Here is a 17,923-nt window from a genome sequence, read left to right as displayed (position 1 = left end):
CCGTGTGAGCATGGTCCAGTGACCACCGCCGAACGGACCCCCGCAGCCCGCGCAGGACGCCTCGGCGTCCCGCGCGGGCTCGCCCGGCTGCGCGCGGCCGTCCTCACCGAGCGCTACCCCGCCCTCGTCGACGCCGCCGCCGCCCTCGGCCTGCTCGTGCTCACCGCCCTGCCCCAGCGCCGCGAGCTGCACGCCACCCCCTGGCTCTGGGCCCTGCAGCTCGCCCTCGTCCTGCCGCTCGCCCTGCGCCGGCGCGCCCCCTTCCCGGTCTTCGCCGCGATCTCCCTGGCCGCCCTCGCCCAGTGGGCCACCGGCCACCCCATGCCCGCCGACGCGGCCGTCCTGCTCGCCCTCTACACCGTCGCCGCCCACTGCCGGCGCCGCCTGACCCTCATCGCCTACGGCGTCGCCGAACTCGGCGTCGTCATGGCCCTGCTGCGCTGGCCCCCGCTGACCGAACACGGCAACGCCGCCCACCTGCCGCTGTGGCTGCGCGTGTTCGTCCTGTTCTCCGGCACCGTCCTGGCCGCCGTCGCCCTCGGACTCAACGTCCGCGCCCGCCGCGCCCAGCTCACCGCCCTCCAAGAGCGCGCCCGCGACCTGGAACACCAGCGCGACCAGCAGGCCGCCCTCGCCGTCGCCGAGGAACGCTCCCGCATCGCCCGCGAGATGCACGACATCGTCACCCACAACCTCTCCGTCATGGTCGCCCTCGCCGACGCCGCCGCCTACGCCAACGCCACCGCCCCCGACAAGGCCACCGACGCCATGCGCCGCTCCGCCGAGACCGGCCGCCAGGCCCTCACCGACATGCGCCGCTTCCTCGGCGTCCTGCGCGCCGACGAACCCGACGCGCTGCGCCACCCCCAGCCCGGCATCGGCCAGCTCACCGTCCTCGCCGAACACGTGCGCGCCGCCGGCCTGCCCACCGACCTCCACGTCACCGGCGACAGCACCGCCGTCTCACCCGGCGCCCAGCTCACCGCCTACCGCCTCGTCCAGGAATCCCTCACCAACACCCTCAAGCACGCCGCCCCCGGCGCCCGCGCCCGCGTCACCGTCCACGCCACCCCCGCCGCCGTCACCCTGGAGATCCGCGACGACGGCCGCCCCACCGCCACCGCCCCCGGCCTGGGCCAGGGCCTGGCCGGCATGCGCGAACGCGTCGCCGCCTACGGCGGCAACCTCACCGCCGGACCCGCCCCCGGCGGCGGCTGGCGAGTGGCCGCCACCCTCCACCTGACCGACGACCACCCCGGCGACACCGACGAGGAGCCCAGCCCCGCATGACGATCAAGGTCCTGCTGGTCGACGACCAGCCGCTGCTGCGCCTGGCCTTCTCCATGACCCTCGACTCCCAGCCCGACCTGGAGGTCGCCGGCGAGGCCGGCGACGGCGAGGAGGCCGTCCGCCTGGCCGTCGAGCGGCCCGTCGACGTCGTCCTCATGGACGTCCGCATGCCCGGCACCGACGGCATCGAGGCCACCCGCCGCATCGTCGAGCAGCGCCCCGACACCAAGGTGCTCATCCTCACCACCTTCGACCTCGACGAGTACGCCTTCGCCGGGCTGCGCGCCGGGGCCTCCGGCTTCCTGCTGAAGAACGCCGAACCGGACGAGCTGCTCGCCGCGATCCGCTGCGTGGCGGCGGGCGACGCGGTCGTCTCCCCGCGCGTCACCCGCCGCCTGCTCGACACCTTCGCCTCCCACCTGCCCGCCGACGGCCGCGGCGCCACCCGCGGCGAGGAGGCCGTCGCCGCGCTGACCGCCCGCGAGCGCAGCGTCCTGATCACCGTCGCCCGGGGCCTGTCCAACGCCGAGATCGCCGCCGAGCTCAAACTCGCCGAGGCCACCGTCAAGACCCACGTCAGCCGCATCCTGCTCAAGCTCGGCCTGCGCGACCGGGTCCAGGCCGTCGTGTACGCCTACGAGAACCGGCTCGTCCAGCCCGCCTGAGCACGCACGGCACGCACGCGCCCCGGCCCCTACGCAACCCGCGTGCGCCGGTCCACACTGGACGGACCCGTCCGAGTACGGACACCAGAGTGCCGGGGGACACATGGAGGCGTACTTCTTCCTCAGCTACGCGCGGGCGGACGACAACGGTTCGGCCGTCGCGGGCTTCTACCAGGACCTGCGCGCCGAACTGGCCCGGCGCGACCCGGACGCGGCCGCACTGCCGAGCTTCCGGGACGTCGAGCAGCTGTTCCTCGGGACCGACTGGGAGCTGCGGCTGTCGCGCACCGTCGCCCGCTGCCGCACCATGGTCGCGCTCTACTCGCCCGCCTACTTCGCCAGCGTCTACTGCGGCAAGGAGTGGACCGCCTTCCGCTCCCGCACCATCGCCTACGAACGCGAGACCGGCTGGGACAGCGGCGCCCTGCTGCCCGTCCTGTGGGAGCCCCTGCCCGCCGGGCCCGCAGCCCCCGCCGACGAGGTCCAGTACGTCGAACCCGCCATGGGGGAGCGCTACGCCGAACTCGGACTGCGCCGCCTCATCGAACAGGACCCGGGCGGAGCGGACTACCGGCGCGTCGTCGAGGTCCTGGCCGAACGGGTCCGCCTGCCCGCCCAACGCGCCCGCCTGCCCGAACTCGCCGACCTCGACCTGCGGCACTACCCCGGCGCCTTCCCGCCCGGCCCCCGCCCCGACCAGCCCGCGGCCACCGCCGGCCACCACCCGCCCGCCCACCTGTTCGTCAGCTACGCCCCCGCCGAACGGATGTGGGCCGAGTGGGCCGCCACCGAGCTGACCGCCCTCGGCTACCGCACCACCCTGCACAGCGTCGCCGCCGCTGAGGAAGGCCTGCCCGTCGAGGCCGGCTGGGCCCTGACCGGCCAGGGCCGCGTCGTCGTCCTGCTCTCCGCCGCCTACCCCGGCCACCCCCGCGCCGAGCGCCTCTTCCGCGCGCTCGCCGGCCGCGAGGCGGCCCCGGGCGTGCCCGCCCTCGTCCCGGTCCGGGTCGGCGACCCCGACACCGCCCTGCCCCGGCTCTTCGCCGAGCGGCCCAGCGTCGACCTCGCCGGCTCCTCGGCCGCCGACTCCCTGACCCGGCTGGCCACCGCCGTCGGCCACCCCGCCCGGGAGAGCGCCGGCGCCCGCCCGTCCGCCCGCGGCGGCCACCCCGGCGACCTGCCCGCCGTCCTGGACATCCCCGCCCGCAACACCTCCTTCACCGGCCGCGACCGCGAACTCGAGGCCCTGCGCGACGGCTTCACCACCGCCCCCGCCGGCGCCGTCCGCGTCCTGACCGGCCTCGGCGGCGTCGGCAAGACCCAGACCGCCGCCGAATACGCCCACCGCTTCCGCGCCGGCTACGACGTCGTGTGGTGGATCGGCGCCGAACAGCCCGAACTCATCGCCACCCGGCTGGCCGCCCTCGCCCCCGGACTCGGCCTCGAACACGGCGAGGACAGCCAGGACACCGCCGCCCGCGTCCTCGCCGCCCTGCGCCACGGCACCCCCTACCGGCGCTGGCTGCTCATCCTCGACAACGCGACCGGCCCCGACCAGCTCGCCCGCTGGCTCGTCGACGGCCCCCTCGGCGGCCACATCCTCATCACCTCCCGCAACCCCGCCTGGAGCGGCCGGGCCGGAGTCGTCGAACTCGGCGTCTTCCGCCGCACCGAGAGCCTCCAGCACCTCCACCGCCTCAACCCCGGCCTCGGCCACGACGCGGCCGACCAGGTCTGCGACCGCCTCGGCGACCTGCCGCTGGCCATCGCCCAGGCCGCCGCCTGGCTGCGCGAGAGCGGCATGCCCGTCACCGACTACCTCGACCTGCTCGCCGCCACCATGACCGAGATCCTCGACCGCACCCGCCTGCCCGCCACCGACTACCCGCGCTCGGTGGCCGCGACCTGGCACCTGTCCCTGGAAGAACTCCACCGCACCAACGCCCGCGCCGCCGAACTCCTCGAAATCTGCGCCCACTTCGGCCCCGAGCCGATCCCCACCGCACTGCTGCTCTCCCCGCTGCTGGCCCGCCACCTCGGCCTCGACGGCGACGCCCTGGGCACCCGCCTGGAGATGGGCGAGCTCGTGCGCACCATCCACCGCACCGGCCTGGCCCGCGCCGACGCCGGCCGCCAGTCCCTGACCGTCCACCGCCTCGTCCAGGCCGTCGTCCGCGACCAGCTGCCCGCCCAGCGCGGCGAGGAGATGCGCCGCGTCGTCCAGCTCGCCCTCGCCGCCGCGGCCCCCTCCGACCCCGACCGGGTCGGCACCTGGGAGGCCTTCGCCGAGATCCTCCCGCACCTGTGGCCCAGCGGCGCCGCCGACTCCACCGAGGCCGACGTGCGCCGGCTCATCGTCAACTCCGTACGCTTCCTGTGGAAGCGCGGCCTCTACCCGGAGGCCAGGGAACTCGCCGAACGCACCCTGGAACGCTGGAGCAGGGCCGCCCCGGACGGCGGGCGCCCGGGCACCGACGGCCTCCAGACCGGCATGCTGCGCGTCCAGCTCGCCAACGTGCTCCGCGAACAGGGCGAATTCCGGGCCAGCTACACCATCGACCGCACCGCCCTGGAACGCTTCCGCGGCGAACTGGGCCCCCGCCACCTGCAGACCCTCATCGCCGCCGGCAACCTCGCGGCCGACCTGCGCCTGCTCGGCCGCTACCAGGAGGCCCGCGAACTCGACCGCGACACCCTCGACCACGTCCTCCAGGCGCTCGGCCCCGACCACCCGCGCATCGGCATGACCCTCCACAACCTGGCCGTCTCCGAGGACCTCACCGGCGACTGGCCCCGCGCCCTGGACCTCTACCGCCGCAGCTACCGCCGCCAGCGGCGCCTGCTCGGCCCCGCCGACCTCGACACCCTGCTCTCGGCCGCGGCCTACGGCGGCACACTGCGCGAGATGGGAAGGCTGCGCGAATCGCTGACCGTGCTGGAGGACACCGTCCTCGCCTACCAGCGCACCGTCAGCAGCCGCAACGCCCAGTCCCTGTACGCCAGGGCCGAACTCGCCGCCACCACCTTCCGCCTCGGCGACCTGCCCGCCGCCTGCGAACAGGCCGGCCAGACCTACCAGGACCTCGGCGACGTCCAAGGCCCCCACCACCTGCACTCCCTCGTCGCGGCCACCACCCTGGCCGCGGCCCTCCACGCCCGCGGCGACCACCAGCGCGCCGCCCGCATCGCCGCCCGCGCCCACCGGGCCGGCCAGGACCACTTCGGGGAGGCCCACCCCGTCACCCTCGCCCTGACCGCCGGCCTCGCCGTCCACCTCCGTGCCACCAGCAGCGCCGCGGAGGCCCGCTCCCTGTCCCACACCGCCGTCACCGGCCTCACCCGCGCCATCGGCGCCGACCACCCCTACCTGGGCGCCGTCCTGATCAACCACGCCACCGGCCTCGCGGAGACCGGCGAGAGCGAAGCGGCCGCCGAACTCGGCCGCCGCGCCATGGACCTGCTCACCGCCGTGGTCGGCGACACCCACTACGACGTGCTCACCGCCCGCGCCAACCTCGCCCTCGACCTGGCCGCCCTCGGCCACCACACCGAGGCCGCGCGCCTGCGCGCCCGCTGCGCCCGCCAGGCCGCCGACGCCCTGGGCCCCGCCCACCCGGTCACCACGGCCACCGAAGCCGCCGCCCGCCTGGCCGCCCACGTCGAACTGGTGCGGCTCTGAGACGGCCCGGGCCCCCGGCCGCAGGAGGGCCGGGGGCTGCGGGCGCGTCGGGACCGAGTGCCCTCCGGAGCGTCAGGGACGGGTGACCGAGGTCGTGTTGGTGGCGGCGTTCCAGTGGACGGTCGCGTTCTGGAACTTCTGGACGCGCCCGCCCGGCTCGTCGGCCTCGTCGGTGACGGGGTAGCCGACGGCCTTCTCGTGGCCGGCGGCGTGGAAGGCGTCGTAGATGGCGCCGTGGACGACGTGCGCACCGGTCGGGGCGGACCACAGGATCACGGCCCGCTCGAAGAACTGGTAGCGCCCGCGGGTGCCGTCGGGGGCCGCGGCCCCGTCCGCCTCGTCCATCGTCGGGAAGCCCCAGGCCCGTTCGGCGTCGGTGGCCCAGAAACGGGTGAGGATCTCGCCGTAGACGGGGTGGGCCTCGTCCGGGTGCCACAGGATGATGCCGTTCTTGAACTGCTGGAAGCGCCCGCCGGCCGCCGAGTCGCGCTCACCGCGGATCGGCGCGCCCAGCACGCTGTTCAGACCGCCCATGGCGTCGTACTTGACCCGGATCGCGCCGTAGGGCATCAGGTCGTCCAGGCGGTTGTAGCGGCGCGGGGTGAAGCCGCGCAGCCCGTCACCCCACGTACGCTCCTCGGCGACGTGGCCGAAGTCGTACTCCTCGCGCACCACCGGCTGGGTGTGGGCGGCATCGGCCCAGCGCACGAACAGGGCGACGTGGTCGGTGCCGCCGGCGTCCTTGAGCAGCGCGTCGCCGGGCTGGAGGTCACCGGCCGGGATGTCGGCGGTCACGTTCCACAGCGTCCACGTGGTGAGCGAGGTGCCCAGGTGCCAGGCCATCGACACGAAGCCGGAGCAGTCGGGGCGGTAGCAGCCGAACTGGTTGCCGTGGCAGCCCTGCTGGCTGTACGGCACCTGCTCGGCGATCCACGACCACGCGCGGTCCATGACCTCGCCGCGCCCGATCGGGCCGTCGGTGTCGGAGTCGAGCGCGGCGGCTCCCGCGGCGGGGGAGCGGACGGGGGCGGCGGACGCGGCGTTCGCGGCGTTCGTGGCGGCGGGTATCGCGCCCAGCGCGAGCGCGGCCGCCGCCAGGGCGGGGACCACGGCGCGCGCGGCACGGCGCAGGATCGGCGTAGTGCGCAAGGCTGGCTCCTGGGGGTCTGCGGTGGAAGGGCTCCGCGGTGGAAGGGCCCTGACGGACCGTCCGCAAGCTAGCCGCGGGCGCGCGGGGCCGGTACCCGGAACGCTCCGGATTGACCGGCCCAGTCAGCCAGTCGAGGATGGTGCCGGGCAGGCCGGCAGCTCCGGGCGGTCCAGGGTCCGCACCGCCGGCAGCCACACCGCCGGCTCCGACGGGCCCCCGGGCAGGCGCACCCGGAACCACCGGGGCGACTGGGTGCCCATCTCGTCGACGATCGGCACCCCGTGCGGCTCCTCGCACTCCGCGTCCAGCACGTCCCCGTGCCACACCCGGGTCGCCACCACGTTCCCCGCCAGGTACGGCTCGCGCGGGTCGATCGCCAGGCCCAGGCTGCACTGCGGATCCCGGCCCGGCCGGCTCTGGCAGCCCGGGTCCGCGTTGTACACCCGCACGTGCCCCGCCGCCGGGGCGCTGCCGCCGGCGTCCGTCCAGCCCACCGCCACCGTGCCCGCCACCGCCGCCCCGGACGCCAGCACGGCCGCCGCCGCGAGCGCCGCGGGCCCGTGGCGCCGCCGCCCGTGTCTGCCCCCGCCCCGGTGGGCGCGGATGCGCGCGAGCAGGCTCTCGGCACTGTGGACGGCGCGCTCGGCATGGGTGGGCGCCAGGCAGTCGGCGGCCAGCGCCCGCCAGAACGGCGGCACCCCGTCCGCCATCCGCAGCGGCGCCCGCCGCTCCGCGTACTCCTGGGCGGCCGCCGCCCGCGCCGCCGGGGTCGCGCCGGGAAACGGCGAGGCGCCGCGCGCGAACACCTCGTGCACGACGATCCCCAGCGCCCAGATGTCCCCGCTGGGACGCACGGTGACGCCCTGCTCGCCCAGCGGCGCCCGCCAGCGCTCGGGCGGCAGGTAGTCGAACGTGCCCATCGGCGGCGCGTGGCCGTGCGTGCCACCGGTCCCGGTCAGCTCGGTCGCCAGCCCGAAGTCCGCGAGCAGCACCGAACCGTCGGCGGCCAGCAGCACGTTGTCGGGCTTCAGGTCGCCGTGCACCCACCCGGCGGCGTGCAGGTGGGCCAGCCCCTCGCAGATCCCGGCGATCAGCGCGCCGCCCTCGGCCTCGGACACCTCCGCCGAATCCAGCAGGTCCCGCAGGCTGCGCTCCGCGCGCTCCATCACCAGGACGATCGCGCCGTCCAGGAACGCGTCACCCTCCGCGCCGAGCTGCACGGTGTCCAGCAGGCGCACCAGCCGCGGATGGCGGGTGCGGCGGGCGAACTCCACCTCGCGGCGCGCGGTTTCGGCGACCTTGGCGGCCTGGCGCGGCGTCAGCCCCGCGGTCGGCAGGATCTTCAGCGCGACCTCGACGCCGACCCCGGTGCCGCCCCCGGCACCGTCCTCGTCAACGCTCCCGGCGGAGCGGCCCGCGTACACGCTGGCCCAGCCCCCGGCCGCGATCGGCCCGGTGACCTCCCAGCGCCCCACGCGCCGGCCCGGCGGCAGCGGGTGCACGCTCAGGCACCGGCGGGGCCGACCGGGCCGCGCGGCGGCAGCAGCGCCAGGTGCTCCTCGCGCACCAGCCCGAACCGCAGCGCGATCGCCACGATCGCCTCCCGCTTGCCGTTGCGCCGCCCGCCCCGCTCCTCCGCCGGGGCGGCGATGCGCATCTTCTCCTCGGCCAGGTAATCGATGTGCGAACTGACCGCCCGCGCCGTCAGCCGCGCGCACGCCCGATGACCGGCCAGCCGCTCCACGATCCGCGGCGTCGTCGGCACCTCCAGCGGCGACTCGTCACGCAGCCGCGGCTCGCACAGCGCCACCAGCACCAGGAAGTACGTCGCCGTCTCGTCCAGCGAGTACGCCGTGACCGTCCGGGTGCCCCGCAGGGCGTCGCCGCCCAGCCCGTCCGGATCCAGGTAGACGTGATCGGGGGCGAACACCTGGAAGGCCAGCGTCCCGCCGCCGTGCGTCGGCAGCACCACGCGCGAGAACTCGAACGGGATCGGCGCCCCCGCCCGCCGCGGCGGCACCCGCAGGTACTCCCCGGCCCCCTCCGGGTTCTCCACCAGGTAACTCTGGCTCGCACTGAGGTTGCTCAGCTGCCAGTGGTCCTCCGTCACCCGGATCTCCCCGGCCAGCCGCGACACCGCCGCGTCCGCCAGCGGCAGCTCCACCGGCACCGCCGCCGAACCCCGCCCGAACCGCGCCACCTGACCGGGCCCCAGCCGCAGCGTCACCGCCCCGGCACTGCCGTCGCCCGCAGGCGGCAGATACACGACGACCCCGCTCATGCGCCCGCCTCGCTGCGCCCTGCGGTCGCTTCGCGAAACACGCACCCATCAGTGGTTCGCTCGCTGCGCTCGCTCACGGTCGCGCCCCCCTTCATCGCACCTCAGGGCGACGGTACACAATGTGCCGGGGCGATTGCGAAGCGTGTGCCGATCCTCACGAACCGCTGCTCCCACCGCCGCCGTCGCCGAGGCTGGTGAGGTCGGCCCCGTCGTTACGCGAACCGCGCCGGCGCCGCTTGGCCGCCGAGCGCACCACCTCGCCCGCCCCCAGCGTCACCGCCGCCACCGCCCGCACCCACCCCGGCCCGCCGCGCTGCGCCCACACGACGCACGCGCACCCGCCGACGACGAGCAGCAGGACGAGAACCAGCACCACACCGACCATGCTCCGCACCTCTTCTTCGTGTTCGTATACCGCCGGTGATCTTCCCAGATCCCCCGATACGCGAACGAAACACTCGCTACCGGAATCTGATCTCACCGATGAACCGGTGAAACCCGTTTCGGGGCGGACCTTGACGTTCCGTTCCTGCAGTGCCACCCATGCCAACGACGTCAGCCACCCCCCGAAGGTTCACCCGCCGGTTCTCTGCTGCCGGAGCCCTCCTGCCGAGCGCGGCCACGGCGGCCGTCCTGCTGCCGGCTGCCGCCGTCCGCTTCCCCCGAACACCCCGGACCCCGGGGCGACCTGGACGCACGGCGGCGCGGTGAACGGGAGCGTCGGGCGGCTCTTCTTCACTTTCACCCGGGCGACAGCGCCCGCCGCCTCTGCGCCCGGGCCCAGGCGCAGCCGCTCTGACCGCCGCGCCCGGTGGGTCAGTGCAGGAGGGCGTGCAGCAGCCGTACGTAGCGGCTCCAGCGGGCCGGGCGGGCCACCGTGCCCGAACAGGCCAGTTCGGCGCGGTCCAGGCTGTCCTCCAGGCAGGCGTCGTGGAGCGGGCGGAAGACGAGCGGCCAGGTGAGGCGCGCCGGGCCGCGGGCGGCCATGGCGAGGGTGTGGCGCAGCAGCGTGTGCTCCTCGTCGACGGCCAGGGCGGTGAATTCGTGGAATCCGTGGAAGCCGCGCGGCCCGCTGAAGGTGAAGCGCACCCATTGCGAGGGGACGTGGGCGGCGACGGTGTAGCGGACCGGGCCGTGCCCGCCGACCGCCCCGGCCGCCAGGGGGCGGTCGAACTCCATCGACGGCCAACTGCCCTGCGGCCACAGCCTGTCGTCGCTGCTCGCCAGGGTGTCGATCAGCGCTCCCACCTCGCTTCGCTGCGCGGCCAGCAGGCGCTCGTGCACGTTGTAGACACCCATCGCGGTCTCCCCGGGTTCTTTTTAGAGGGCAATCTCTAATATTGTGGAGGGTACTCTCCACTTCATGGCGAGACCACCCCGCTTCGATGCGAACCAGCTGCTCGACGCCGCCGTGCGGCTGGCCGCCGCCGGGGGACCGGCCGCGGTGACGATGTCCGCGGTCGCCACGGAGGTGGGCGCCCCGAGCGGCTCGGTGTACCACCGGTTCGCCGGACGCTCCGCGCTGCTCGCCGAGGCGTGGCTGCGGACGGTGGAGGGCTTCCAGGACGGCTACTTCAAGGTCCTCGAAGCGAGTGGCGGCGACGCACGGCGGGCGGGCTGCGCGGCGGCGCGCCACGTCGTCGCCTGGAGCCGCGCCCACCCCGAGGAGGCCGCTCTCCTCCTCTACGGCGCCGAGGACTTCGGGCGCGCCGACTGGTCGGACGAGCACCGCCGGCGGGCGGACGACGGCAACCGCCGCGTGCGCGCCTCTCTCGCCGAGCTCGCCACCGCCCTGGGCGCCGAGGGCCCGCAGGCCGCCGAGCGGGTGGCCCTCGCCGTGGTCGACCTGCCCCTGTCCCTGGTCCGCCGCCACCTCCGCTCCGGCGACCCCCTCCCCGCCCACGCCGAAGACCTCGCCGAACAGTGCACCGCCGCCCTCCTGGGCCCGGCCGCCTGAGGACCGCCCCCATGGCCGCCCAGCCCGGACGGCGGGGCGGTGAGCGAAAAGTCGGCGGGCCCGACTTCTGGTGCGGGGCCCGGCCGCCCCATGCATGGGGCGGCCGGGCCGGGCGGAGGTCAGGCCACGGGGTTGCCGGGGTCGTCCAGCCAGACGGACTGCGCACCGTCCACGGCGATGGTCACGCCGAACCGGCACAGGTCGGGCTTGCCCTCCTCCAGCCACCACAGGCGGGCTCTCGTGATTTCGTCCCACAGCCGGCGGGGGCCGGACTGGTGGGCGGCGTCCTCGGTGTCCCATGCGGCGTAGCGGACGGATGCCCACGATCGCGCACCGTCCGAGAGCTGCATGCGGTAGGTGCCGTCGGGGTCGGCGCCGTCCCAGACGTGTTCGTACCGGATGCCCGGCACCCGAAGGCCGATGGCGAATGCGGCGTTCACGTCCTCCAGGGCCAGCTCCGGGTCCATCGTGGAAGGCCCTTTGCGGCCCGGCACGTCCGCTGGCTCGATCACGGCGTGCGGGCGCTGTGCCCGCATCCACATGAAGGAGACGTTGCCGACGAACCGGCCGTGCGAGGCCCCGCCCGGCCGGCCGACCACCAGACGCAGCAGTCCGGCATTGGCGTACGGGGTGCCCCACGGGGTGACGATCACGCCACCGGGCCGGGTCTGTTCGATCCAGGCGGAGGGCACCCGGCGGACGGCTGCCGTCGAGTGGACGCGGTCGTAGGGGGCAGCGTAGGACCATCCCGCCAGCCCGTCGCCGACGACCCGCCGGGGCGCGAATCCGGCGGCGCCGAGTCTCAGCGCCGCCTCGGCGGCGATGGCCGGGTCGACTTCGACCGTGGTCACCCGGTCGTCGCCAAGCAAGCTGCACAGCAAGGCGCTTGTCCAGCCGGTTCCGGTGCCGACATCGAGCACGTTGTGGCCGTCCCGCACGTCCAGGTGGCGGAGCATGGCCGCGGCGAGGGACGGCATGGACGCCGACGACGTGGCGATGCCCGGCCCGTTCTCGTGTCCGTCGTCGACCTGAGTGACGACCACGCCGTCGGCATTCACCAGCGACCACCAGGCGTCCGGGGCGTCGGCCTTGATGATCCGCCGACAGCCGGTCGGTGCGTCCTCGTCCGGGGTCCACACGGCGTCCGGAACGAAGGCAGAGCGCGGGGCACGCTCGAACGCGCCCCGCCACTCCTCGCCCAGCGCGCCGGCCTCGGTCAGGTCGGCCAGCAACTGCGCGTACTTGTCCATCAGTTGGCGCTCACTTCTTCGGGGAGCCGGGCTTGCTTCTTGACGTCTCATCAGGTCTGCGGAACGGTGGGCGCAAGATGTGGCAACCGGCTTGGTATGGGAGGCACCGTGGACCTTCAGTTCGTCGGGATCGACCCGAACACGGAGCACGAGGGATCGCCGACCGTGTGGGTGGACCGCGACGCGGGGGAGATCGTCGTCCAGGGCTGGAAGCCGGACGACGCGATGCTCGCCGCGATCGGCACCACCGAGTGGACCGCCGGACACGGTAGCGGAATCCCGGCGACGGAGGCCGTGGTCCGCATCCCCACCCGGATGATCCCGATGCTGAGGAAGGCCTGCGATGACGCCGAACGTGCCGAGCTTCGCTGAACTACTGCAGGGCGCCCAGCGCTCCGCCGTGCACCTGGAGATGCGCGACACCTACGCCGGCCAGGACAGCGGCGGCTTCGCCGAGTACCTGCGCAGCGGGTACGCGAACACCGACACCACCTCCCCGCACTGGTCGCGCTGGCGCGCCATGGTGACCGAGGCCACCGACCGGGACGTGGCGCTGCGCCGGGCACGCATCGTCTCGGAGCCGGTCACCGACTACATCCGCTACGAGCACGCCCTGACCGTGGCCAACGTGGATCTGGGCGAGGAGGTCCGGTGGCTGTCCCGCAGGCAGGCCTGCGAGATCGCGCTGCCGGGCAGCGACTTCTGGCTGTTCGACCAGGCACGGGTGTTGTTCAACCACTTCACCGGCGACGGCGCATGGGCCGAGCCGCGCCTGACCTACACCGAGGAACCGGCCGTGGTGAGGCTCTGCTCCACCGCCTTCGAGGCGGTCTGGGAGCGCGGCGTCCCACACGAGAAGTACACCGTCTGACCCTCGCTCCGGACCGCCCGCGGATGTACTCCTCCCCCTCCTCCAGTGCCGAAGCCGCCCGGCGGGCCGTCGCCGCGCGGCTGCGCGACCTGATGCTGGACGCCGGCCTCAACGGGCAGCGACTCGCCGCCCGCTGCGGCTGGCACGAGTCCAAGACCTCCCGCATCCTCAACGCCAGAAAAGCCCCCTCCGAGGACGACATCCGCGCCTGGTGCGCCGCGTGCGGCGCCGACGACCAGGTCCCGGACCTGATCGCCACCGCCCGTGCCGTCGACTCGATGTACATGGAATGGCGACGACTGCACCGCAGCGGCCTTGCCCGCACCCAGCAGCAGAGCCTCGACCGGTACGCCAGGACCGCACTGCTGCGCGTCTACGCCTCCAACGTCATCCCGGGCTTCCTCCAGGCCCCGGCCTACGCCACCGCGCTGTTGAACGGCATCACCCGGTTCAAGGGCTACGCCGACGACGTCACCGAGGCGGTCGCCGCCAGAGTCGCTCGCAGCCGCTTCCTGTACGAGGGCGGCCACCGCTTCGTGGTCGTCCTGGAGGAAGCCGTCCTGCGCCACCGGATCGGCGATCCTGCCGCGATGGCCGGCCAACTGCGCCACCTGATCACCTTGATGCCATTGCCCTCGCTGAGCCTGGGCATCATTCCGTTCGGAGCCGAGCGTGCAGTGTGGCCGCTTGAGGCCTTCTACCTCTTCGACGCCTCAAGCTGCTCGGTGGAGACGCTCACGGCGGAGATCAGCGTCACTCAGCCCCGCGAACTCGCCGACTACGCGAAGGCGTTCACCGAGCTGTCGCAGATGGCCGCGCACGGGGACGCCGCCCGGCGCCTGATCGCCGATGCCATCGGCGTCCTCGGATGAAGGTGCGCAAGAATCCGCAAGTGCGTTGAGTGATCGCGACGTTACTCCCTAACGTCGTGGGTGCCGCTCTGCGGAAGGAACCGGGGCACTCGCCCTGAGGGCCCGCAGAGCGGCGGCCACCCCTTGGAGAGGAGCCGGTGATGGAGACGGTCGCACTTGATGGCGGAGGGCACGGCGGCGGCGGTGGCGGGGACGGCGGCGACGGGCACCCTGGGACGCCCTGGACGCCGCCGACCGACCCGCCGTCCCCCGACGGCAGCACACCGCCCGGCGACGGAGGACACAAGAAGTGACGCTCGCACCCGAGCAGGAGGGCCGCCCCGCGCCAGGGCGGTCCTTCCCCATCGCCGACGCGTGGGCGACGGCCTTCGACGCCGTCCCGCGCTCGCTGTTCCTGCCGGACCTGATCTGGGCCCACGACATGGCCACCGGGAAGAGCCGGCCCCTCGACCGCACCGAGGACGAACGAGGCTGGTCGGCGGCCGCCGCCGCGGACATTCCGATCGTCACCCAATGGGACGACGGCGCTCACGCCGGCCGGAAACCCGGCACGGTGCCGACCAGCTCCGCCTCGATGCCGTCGCTCGTCGCCTCGATGCTGGACGACCTCCAGGCCGAGCCGGGGATGCGGGTGATGGAGCAGGGCACCGGCACCGGATGGAACAGCGCATTGCTCGCCCACCGGCTCGGCGACGCGAACGTGACCACCGTCGAGATCGACCCGCTCGTGTCCGCCCAGGCCCGTGCCGCCCTGCACACCGCCGGCTACCAGCCGCAGGTCGTCTGCGGGGACGGCGCGCTCGGCCACCAGGCCGGCGCCCCGTACGACCGGATCACCGCCACCTTCGGGCTGCGCGAGATCCCCCAGGCGTGGATCGAGCAGACCCGCCCCGGCGGGCTGATCCTGGCGCCCTTCGGCACCCACTACTCCAACGCCGACGCCTTGGCCCGCCTCACCGTCCACGGCGACGGCACCGCGAGCGGCCCGTTCCTCCAGCCCGTGGAGTTCATGAAGATGCGCTCCCAGCGCCTGCGATGGCCGGACAACCCCGCAGACGGCGGCACCGTCGCCGAACACACCACCGCCGCCGCCCTCCCGTCGCACAGAAAGTTCGACCCGTTTCCGCTGGCCGCCGGGCTGCGCCTGCGCGACGTGACGCACGCGATCCAGCCGCACCAGGACGGTGCCCGCACCCTGTGGCTCTACTCCCTTACGACCCCGGCCTGGGCCGCAGCGACGTTCCGCGACGGTGAGAGCGTTCACCTGGTCCGCCAGTACGGCGGGCGCCGCCTGTGGGAGGATTTCGAGCGGGCCCTCATCTGGTGGCACGACACGGGCGAGCCCGGAGTCGAGCGTCTCGGACTCACCGTCACCCCGGACGGCTGGCACGCCTGGCTCGACGACCCCGCTCAGACGATCTGACCCCAACTCGGCCCTGCCGCCCCAGGGCTGGGGCGGCAGGGCCGAGAGTGAGAAGTCGGCGGGGCCGACTTTTGGCGCAGGGCCCTGCCGCCCCAGGCGTGGGGCGGCGGGGCGGGGAGCGGTGGTTGTTACCGGGTGTCGAACTCGCCGGTGCGGATGGCGGTGATGAAGGACTGCCAGGCGGCGGTGGGGAAGATGAGGGCGGGGCCGCTCGGGTCCTTGGAGTCGCGGACGGGCATGACGCCGGTGAAGCCGGGGGCCACCTCGATGCACTCACCGCCGCCGCCGCTGTAGGTGCTCTTGCGCCAGTGAACACTTGATAGGTCAGGGTGCACTTTCGAAGTCCTTCCGTACTGCGCGGATCAGCTCCAGCGACGCGGCCAGGGGCAGCGCTTCAACCTGGAGTCGATCGTAGTCCTTGGCCCAGCCGGCGAGCGTCTCCGGATTGCGTTCCAGGATGCCGCGTTGGTGGGTCTCGGAGTAGCCGAGCAGAGAGCGGTTGGGCATCGTCAGCAGAGTCACCGGGTGGGCGAAAGGGCGGTTCTCGCCGAGGCTGATCGGTGCGACCTGGATGGTCATGCTGGGCTGCTCGGTGAGGCGTTCGAGGTGCGCGAGCTGGCCGATCATTACGGATCGTCCGCCGATCGGCCGCCTCAGGCTCCACTCGTCCAGCACGGCGTGGATGTGGGGAGGAGAGGGGCGTTCGAGCTTGGCCTGCCGGGCGAGCAGGAACTTCACGCGCTCGTCAGCGTGTTGCTGGGTGACGGCACCGCGCCTGACGAAGGCCTGCTCGTAGGCGGCTGCGTACTTCGCGGTCTGAAGAAGTCCAGAGATGACGCCGATCTGGAAGAGCCGGATCGCGACGGCTTCGGCTTCCTTGTCGGCGTACTCGGGGAATCCCTCTATCAGGATGCTGTGTTCGAGCTGGTCTAGCATCAGCGCAAGGGTGCCGCCGGTGTCCAGGTACGCGTCGGCGACCTCCACGAACTTGCGGCTGGGCGCGCGGACGCCGCGCTCGATGCTGGAGATGTACGCGCCGGAGTAAGAGATCGCGGTCCCGAGCTGGGTCTGGAGCAGCTTGCGTGCCTCACGGAAGCGACGCAGCTGGATCCCGAGCGATGCGTACGGGGACGATGTGGGGTCAAGCCTCTTGCGGTTCACGGTGTTTCCCAACTGAACCAACTTGAACTGGCGACTACAGATGCTTCCCCACGCAAGGGGCGATCCGCAACCCTTTTCTCGACAGAGCGTAAATGCTTGATTGCGAAGGGTGTTCTCATGGTGTCGTCCAGACTTCACGGGTACGGGGTGCGGTGGGACCCGGAGGGGCGCTGCTACCGGGTGCGGAACGAGGTCACGGGGGAGTGGCTGCGCTGCGGCTCGACCGGTGAGCTGGCCTCCTTCCACTCGTTCTGTGCCGCGTTCTCGGCGTGGCGGGTGTTCGAGGTGCACCGTAGGACCGGTGTGTGATGGCCTCGATGCTCGACCGGGCGACTGCCGAGCAGCGGCGTGAAGCCGCCCTCGCCGCCGACGACTTGGCGGCGGTCCTTGCCCTGGGTGGGGCCAAACTCCCCTCCCTCGAAGTGGACTGGGACTTCGGGCGCCGTACCGGGTGCTACCTGGTCTCCCTCGGTGCCGCCCGCACCTCCGATGTCGTCCGGATCGTCGAACTGCTCCGCAAGGGGCTGCACTTCGAGCGCCTCGCCGCCGATGACGACTGAACTCGCCGTCCGCCTGGCCTGGCTGCTCGGCTTCGCTGCCCTGATCAACTGGTGTTTCTGGAACAGGAAGTAGCACCCCCCCATGCGCGACCCCCGCCTCCTCGCCAAGCCTCCCGTCTGCCGGCTCGGCTGCCTCGCCCTCGTCCGCAACCCCCGCGGCGACGTCCTCCTCGTCGACCCCGACTACATGGACGGGCTCATCCTCCCGGGCGGATCCGCCCGCCCCAACGAGCCCCCGCACGAGGCCGCCGCCCGCCACCTCCTCGCCCAGACCGGCCTCTCCCGGCGCCTCACCGACGTGCTGGCCGTCGACTACACGCCCGCCGACCGCTACCTGGAGCGCCTCAACCTCGTCTTCGACGGCGGCACCACCACCCAGGAGCTCACCGTCCCGCCGCAGAAGCGCAGCGGACTGCTCGGCGCCCGCTTCGTCCCCGTCCAGCAGCTCGGCCAGGTGATGGCCCCCGCCCAGGCCGCCCGCCTCGCCGAAGCGCTCACCGGCCACGCCGTCCCCCTCCTCCTCCACGGCCAGCGCGCCGCCTGATCCCCGCCCGCGCAGGAGGCGGGGCCGGGCAGCCCGGCGATAGGTAGTTGTTCGACATATAAAGAGCAATGGCTTATGTTCGTGACGTGGACGTGGGGGGGGGGGGGCCCCCCGCCCCCCCCCCCCCCCACCCCCCGGCCCCCGCACCAGGGGGGGCGCCCGCCCACCCCCCCCCCCCCCCCCCCCCCCCCCCCCCCCCCCCCCAACCCCCCCCCCCCCC

The 17,923-nt window shown here is 73.8% G+C and carries 19 protein-coding genes; 11 read left to right on the top strand and 8 right to left on the bottom strand.

The genetic code is table 11. The annotated features are described in order from the left end of the window. Positions 1-18: 18 nt before the first annotated feature. From ACFXDE_RS24120 to fxsT, 3 genes are all read left to right on the top strand, one after another. Positions 19-1,290: a sensor histidine kinase gene (locus ACFXDE_RS24120; protein WP_380443285.1), complete on the top strand. Its 1,272-nt coding sequence runs from the start codon at positions 19-21 to the stop codon at positions 1,288-1,290. Then, the gene (locus ACFXDE_RS24115; RefSeq protein WP_359970122.1) at positions 1,287-1,955 is read left to right on the top strand and encodes a response regulator transcription factor; all 669 of its coding nucleotides are present in this window, start codon (positions 1,287-1,289) and stop codon (positions 1,953-1,955) included. The genes ACFXDE_RS24120 and ACFXDE_RS24115 overlap by 4 nt, the downstream gene beginning before the upstream one ends. A 103-nt stretch (positions 1,956-2,058) precedes the next feature. After that, positions 2,059-5,634, top strand: a complete 3,576-nt coding sequence (fxsT, locus tag ACFXDE_RS24110; protein WP_380496843.1) for an FxSxx-COOH system tetratricopeptide repeat protein — start codon at positions 2,059-2,061, stop codon at positions 5,632-5,634. Between the two features lie 72 nt (positions 5,635-5,706). Here the strand turns inward: fxsT and ACFXDE_RS24105 are convergent, their stop codons facing one another. The 5 genes from ACFXDE_RS24105 to ACFXDE_RS24085 all read right to left on the bottom strand — a co-directional run bounded on the left by ACFXDE_RS24105 (position 5,707) and on the right by ACFXDE_RS24085 (position 10,364). Then, a complete protein-coding gene (locus ACFXDE_RS24105) occupies positions 5,707-6,783 on the bottom strand; it encodes a hypothetical protein (RefSeq protein WP_380496841.1) in 1,077 nt (358 codons plus the stop codon). Positions 6,784-6,906: 123 nt separating this feature from the next. After that, positions 6,907-8,277 carry a serine/threonine-protein kinase gene (locus ACFXDE_RS24100; RefSeq protein WP_380496860.1) on the bottom strand — a complete coding sequence of 457 codons (1,371 nt, stop codon included), beginning with the start codon at positions 8,275-8,277 and terminating at the stop codon, positions 6,907-6,909. Positions 8,278-8,288: 11 nt separating this feature from the next. Continuing rightward, the gene (locus ACFXDE_RS24095; RefSeq protein ID WP_380443294.1) at positions 8,289-9,065 is read right to left on the bottom strand and encodes a serine/threonine protein kinase; all 777 of its coding nucleotides are present in this window, start codon (positions 9,063-9,065) and stop codon (positions 8,289-8,291) included. Positions 9,066-9,219: 154 nt separating this feature from the next. Continuing rightward, positions 9,220-9,450 carry a hypothetical protein gene (locus ACFXDE_RS24090; protein WP_380443296.1) on the bottom strand — a complete coding sequence of 77 codons (231 nt, stop codon included), beginning with the start codon at positions 9,448-9,450 and terminating at the stop codon, positions 9,220-9,222. A gap of 431 nt (positions 9,451-9,881) precedes the next feature. Next, entirely contained in the window at positions 9,882-10,364 is a 483-nt protein-coding gene (locus ACFXDE_RS24085; protein ID WP_380443298.1) for an SRPBCC family protein, read from the bottom strand. A 64-nt stretch (positions 10,365-10,428) separates the two neighbouring features. Here ACFXDE_RS24085 and ACFXDE_RS24080 point away from each other — a divergent pair, with 64 nt between their 5' ends. After that, on the top strand, positions 10,429-11,022 hold the full coding sequence (locus ACFXDE_RS24080) for a TetR/AcrR family transcriptional regulator (RefSeq protein WP_380496839.1): 594 nt from the start codon (positions 10,429-10,431) through the stop codon (positions 11,020-11,022). Between the two features lie 119 nt (positions 11,023-11,141). Here the strand turns inward: ACFXDE_RS24080 and ACFXDE_RS24075 are convergent, their stop codons facing one another. After that, complete coding sequence (locus ACFXDE_RS24075) at positions 11,142-12,272, bottom strand: methyltransferase domain-containing protein (protein WP_380496837.1); 1,131 nt, start codon at positions 12,270-12,272, stop codon at positions 11,142-11,144. Positions 12,273-12,380: 108 nt separating this feature from the next. Here ACFXDE_RS24075 and ACFXDE_RS24070 point away from each other — a divergent pair, with 108 nt between their 5' ends. The 4 genes from ACFXDE_RS24070 (at position 12,381) to ACFXDE_RS24055 (ending at position 15,438) form a co-directional block, all read left to right on the top strand. Then, complete coding sequence (locus ACFXDE_RS24070; protein WP_380496836.1) at positions 12,381-12,644, top strand: hypothetical protein; 264 nt, start codon at positions 12,381-12,383, stop codon at positions 12,642-12,644. Then, the gene (locus ACFXDE_RS24065) at positions 12,616-13,143 is read left to right on the top strand and encodes a DUF6879 family protein (protein WP_380496835.1); all 528 of its coding nucleotides are present in this window, start codon (positions 12,616-12,618) and stop codon (positions 13,141-13,143) included. The genes ACFXDE_RS24070 and ACFXDE_RS24065 overlap by 29 nt, the downstream gene beginning before the upstream one ends. A gap of 23 nt (positions 13,144-13,166) precedes the next feature. After that, complete coding sequence (locus ACFXDE_RS24060; RefSeq protein WP_380496834.1) at positions 13,167-14,015, top strand: helix-turn-helix domain-containing protein; 849 nt, start codon at positions 13,167-13,169, stop codon at positions 14,013-14,015. Between the two features lie 289 nt (positions 14,016-14,304). Next, on the top strand, positions 14,305-15,438 hold the full coding sequence (locus ACFXDE_RS24055; protein WP_380496833.1) for a methyltransferase domain-containing protein: 1,134 nt from the start codon (positions 14,305-14,307) through the stop codon (positions 15,436-15,438). 128 nt (positions 15,439-15,566) lie between these two features. On the opposite strand, the gene ACFXDE_RS24050 is transcribed toward ACFXDE_RS24055, so the two are convergent. Both ACFXDE_RS24050 and ACFXDE_RS24045 read right to left on the bottom strand, forming a co-directional pair. Then, complete coding sequence (locus ACFXDE_RS24050) at positions 15,567-15,773, bottom strand: DUF397 domain-containing protein (protein ID WP_380496832.1); 207 nt, start codon at positions 15,771-15,773, stop codon at positions 15,567-15,569. Further along, positions 15,763-16,599, bottom strand: a complete 837-nt coding sequence (locus tag ACFXDE_RS24045) for a helix-turn-helix domain-containing protein (protein ID WP_380496831.1) — start codon at positions 16,597-16,599, stop codon at positions 15,763-15,765. The genes ACFXDE_RS24050 and ACFXDE_RS24045 overlap by 11 nt, the downstream gene beginning before the upstream one ends. A gap of 117 nt (positions 16,600-16,716) precedes the next feature. On the opposite strand from ACFXDE_RS24045, the gene ACFXDE_RS24040 reads away from it, so the two are divergent. The 3 genes from ACFXDE_RS24040 to ACFXDE_RS24030 all read left to right on the top strand — a co-directional run bounded on the left by ACFXDE_RS24040 (position 16,717) and on the right by ACFXDE_RS24030 (position 17,703). After that, on the top strand, positions 16,717-16,908 hold the full coding sequence (locus ACFXDE_RS24040) for a hypothetical protein (protein ID WP_380496830.1): 192 nt from the start codon (positions 16,717-16,719) through the stop codon (positions 16,906-16,908). Continuing rightward, a complete protein-coding gene (locus tag ACFXDE_RS24035; RefSeq protein ID WP_380496828.1) occupies positions 16,908-17,159 on the top strand; it encodes a hypothetical protein in 252 nt (83 codons plus the stop codon). Before ACFXDE_RS24040 ends, ACFXDE_RS24035 begins: the two co-directional genes overlap by 1 nt. Before the next feature lie 82 nt (positions 17,160-17,241). Next, positions 17,242-17,703, top strand: coding sequence for an NUDIX domain-containing protein (locus ACFXDE_RS24030; RefSeq protein ID WP_380496827.1), 462 nt, complete (start codon positions 17,242-17,244; stop codon positions 17,701-17,703). The last annotated feature ends 220 nt before the right edge of the window (positions 17,704-17,923 follow it).

Source organism: Kitasatospora sp. NPDC059408 (assembly GCF_042751525.1).
In the GTDB taxonomy this organism is placed as follows: domain Bacteria; phylum Actinomycetota; class Actinomycetes; order Streptomycetales; family Streptomycetaceae; genus Kitasatospora.
This window is presented reverse-complemented; position numbering and strand designations above follow the sequence as displayed.

Coding starts and splice junctions, on each gene's coding strand:
- ACFXDE_RS24115 (WP_359970122.1), top strand. CDS start 1,287: ATGACGATCAAGGTCCTGCTGGTCGACGACCAGCCGCTGCTGCGCCTG.
- fxsT (WP_380496843.1), top strand. CDS start 2,059: ATGGAGGCGTACTTCTTCCTCAGCTACGCGCGGGCGGACGACAACGGT.
- ACFXDE_RS24095 (WP_380443294.1), bottom strand. CDS start 9,065: ATGAGCGGGGTCGTCGTGTATCTGCCGCCTGCGGGCGACGGCAGTGCC.
- ACFXDE_RS24090 (WP_380443296.1), bottom strand. CDS start 9,450: ATGGTCGGTGTGGTGCTGGTTCTCGTCCTGCTGCTCGTCGTCGGCGGG.
- ACFXDE_RS24085 (WP_380443298.1), bottom strand. CDS start 10,364: ATGGGTGTCTACAACGTGCACGAGCGCCTGCTGGCCGCGCAGCGAAGC.
- ACFXDE_RS24080 (WP_380496839.1), top strand. CDS start 10,429: ATGGCGAGACCACCCCGCTTCGATGCGAACCAGCTGCTCGACGCCGCC.
- ACFXDE_RS24075 (WP_380496837.1), bottom strand. CDS start 12,272: ATGGACAAGTACGCGCAGTTGCTGGCCGACCTGACCGAGGCCGGCGCG.
- ACFXDE_RS24065 (WP_380496835.1), top strand. CDS start 12,616: ATGACGCCGAACGTGCCGAGCTTCGCTGAACTACTGCAGGGCGCCCAG.
- ACFXDE_RS24060 (WP_380496834.1), top strand. CDS start 13,167: ATGTACTCCTCCCCCTCCTCCAGTGCCGAAGCCGCCCGGCGGGCCGTC.
- ACFXDE_RS24040 (WP_380496830.1), top strand. CDS start 16,717: ATGGTGTCGTCCAGACTTCACGGGTACGGGGTGCGGTGGGACCCGGAG.
- ACFXDE_RS24035 (WP_380496828.1), top strand. CDS start 16,908: ATGGCCTCGATGCTCGACCGGGCGACTGCCGAGCAGCGGCGTGAAGCC.
- ACFXDE_RS24030 (WP_380496827.1), top strand. CDS start 17,242: ATGCGCGACCCCCGCCTCCTCGCCAAGCCTCCCGTCTGCCGGCTCGGC.